This is a genomic window from Dysgonomonas mossii DSM 22836, assembly GCF_000213575.1.
Classification (GTDB): domain Bacteria; phylum Bacteroidota; class Bacteroidia; order Bacteroidales; family Dysgonomonadaceae; genus Dysgonomonas; species Dysgonomonas mossii.
In genome coordinates, this window is record NZ_GL892008.1 from 1 (window position 1) to 2,260 (window position 2,260).

General features: G+C 32.9%; 4 protein-coding genes and 1 pseudogene. All 5 read right to left on the reverse strand.

The genetic code is table 11. From position 1 onward, the window contains the following. A partial coding sequence (locus tag HMPREF9456_RS11770) for a hypothetical protein (RefSeq protein WP_006843761.1) occupies positions 1 to 274 on the reverse strand: 274 nt, incomplete at its 3' end. A gap of 1 nt (position 275) precedes the next feature. Further along, entirely contained in the window at positions 276 to 710 is a 435-nt protein-coding gene (locus HMPREF9456_RS11775) for a DUF1367 family protein (protein WP_006843428.1), read from the reverse strand. Positions 711 to 741: 31 nt separating this feature from the next. Continuing rightward, on the reverse strand, positions 742 to 1,167 hold the full coding sequence (locus HMPREF9456_RS11780) for a single-stranded DNA-binding protein (protein WP_006843762.1): 426 nt from the start codon (positions 1,165 to 1,167) through the stop codon (positions 742 to 744). After that, on the reverse strand, positions 1,158 to 2,057 hold the full coding sequence (locus tag HMPREF9456_RS11785) for a hypothetical protein (RefSeq protein ID WP_006843763.1): 900 nt from the start codon (positions 2,055 to 2,057) through the stop codon (positions 1,158 to 1,160). The genes HMPREF9456_RS11780 and HMPREF9456_RS11785 overlap by 10 nt, the downstream gene beginning before the upstream one ends. After that, positions 2,017 to 2,260: pseudogene (locus HMPREF9456_RS17400) on the reverse strand (hypothetical protein); the annotation flags it as partial. The pseudogene HMPREF9456_RS17400 and the gene HMPREF9456_RS11785, both read right to left, overlap by 41 nt.

A 2,260-nucleotide genomic window follows, 5' to 3' on the forward strand; every position in this document is an offset into this window, starting at 1 on the left:
CTCCAATCTCGTCAAATTCGCATATCCTATTAAATATATCAGTTTGCTGTTGGCGAAATAAAAGATCATTATCATATAAGTTATGGCAGCGCCTACAGCCCATAACCAAGTTTAATGGATTGGTATAATGTTCCGGGAATGTAGATTTAGGTAAAAGGTGCATAAGATCAGTTCCATGTTCCCCACATATAAAGCAAAAAGGCGATAGTTTAGATTTTATCTTTGCTATCGCCCTATTCTTCTGAGCTTGTTTCTTGCTTACTTGTTTTATCATATCAAAAATTTACTAAGTTTCGCATAAATTCCTCCTCGCTTATTTTTTTTAGAAAGACAGAGAATAAAACATCTTTTACTTTTTCATATAGCGTTTGAAATTCAATTTCATCCATTTTTTCAAAGGATATTGATTTAGGCGTTTCAATCCATTCATTACGAGGAATAGAATAAATAGTATCGCAATGTCCTGCTGACATCTCAACAGTCTTTCTAAATAGATCTACATTATTTTTAAAGTGATCTGTTACACCTTGATTTTGATATTCCCATGCACAGTTTATAAGGGCAAAGTATTTTCTATGGAAATGGTAGTTTCTTGCTTTTGTTACTTTTACCTTATATACTTCTCCGATTTTAAGTTTTTTCTTTTCTTCAAAATCTGAATCGTAATTTGGAACTAATCCTCGAGCTGTATTTGTACAAAATAATTCCATCGGTTTTTATTTTTATGGATTACCGAAAACCCTAATTAAAAGGGAGATCGTCATCATCTCCAATTGGTACAGTAGTATGTTGTGATTCAACTGGAGTTTGTTCAGCTTCGCTGTTTTGATTTTGCTTACCGCCTAACAACTCCAAATTATCAACATATATCTCTGTTACATACCGCTTCACTCCGTTAGCATCATCATACGAACGTGATCGTATTTTTCCTTCTATGTACAATTGGCTGCCTTTCTTTACATATTGTTCAGCTACTTTAGCTAATCCACGCCAACATACTATGTTGTGCCATTCGGTACGGTCCGGAATGGTTGTTCCGTTTTGTGCTGTATATCCTTTTTCAGTGGTAGCCAATGAAAATGATGCAACAGCCGTACCATTGTCAAAATGCTTTACATCTGGATCTTTACCCACATGACCTACTAATATTACTTTGTTTACTGACATTCTTTTTCTTTTTTATAAGTTACTTTAACAAAACCTGATTTAGTTGTTTCTTTCTTATACTTATCGGCTAGTTCTGGATTTTCTTTTTTGAATTTTGAAGAGTCGAAACCGATTGAAGTACTAGGCGAAACCCATGATATGGTTACCTTATCATCTTTATATTGTTGCTTTTCTATTAATGGCTGTATATCCGATAGCAGTTGCGTTCTTCTCTCTTCAAGAATAGATATTTCTTCATCAATAGCAATTAATTCTTCTATTTCAAGAGATGTATTTTGTTTTATTGGGTTCTCGAATGAAGTATTATTAAAATACGCATCAATAAGAGATATAATAGTACTGCTTGGTATTCTTTCAACTTCTTGCAGTTTATATTTATCCTTTCGAAGCCAGATACCATATAATTTATCTACACTTAAATGAGGATTTTGCAATTCAAACAAGTAAGCGCATATTGATAGCTGCCATGATAAACTTTCAATATCTAAAACCGATGTAGTTTTTATATCCCCAAGATGAACGCTATTATCCGATGCCCGGAATACATTATCTATCATTGTAGCTATACGGTCATTGTCAGATACTAAATATTCATTTTCCAACGGAATAAGGTTATATTCTTGTTTTATCTTCATATAATTTTCAACCTCCATACAATCAGAGGTTTCGAATATATCATTCTCTTGACATTTAGAATGAATAAGGCTACCATATTCAGCAGCCTTATTTAATATATGTTCCGGAATGTTACTATACTTGTCTGGAAATAGCATCTTTGAGATGATGCCTGTTATGCCTTGAAGCTGTTTTCCTTCTTTAGTTATATAGCAATGATTATTCTCAAAGAAATCAACTTGCTGGTTGTAATTTAGGTAATTTTGATTTTGCATTTGTTAGAGCGTTTTTAAATTTTTGATTACGTTGATAATTTGGGTATGAAGTCCAAATATCCTTTAATGATTCTTGGCTATCCGCTTTGTTTATCATTTCGAATATAATATCTGATGGTTCGTCAGTCTTTTGAGTAGCTTTAGGGTCTTGTTTAGGTTCAGTGTCTTTTGGTGTATCATATTTTGTCCTATCATTGCTAAAA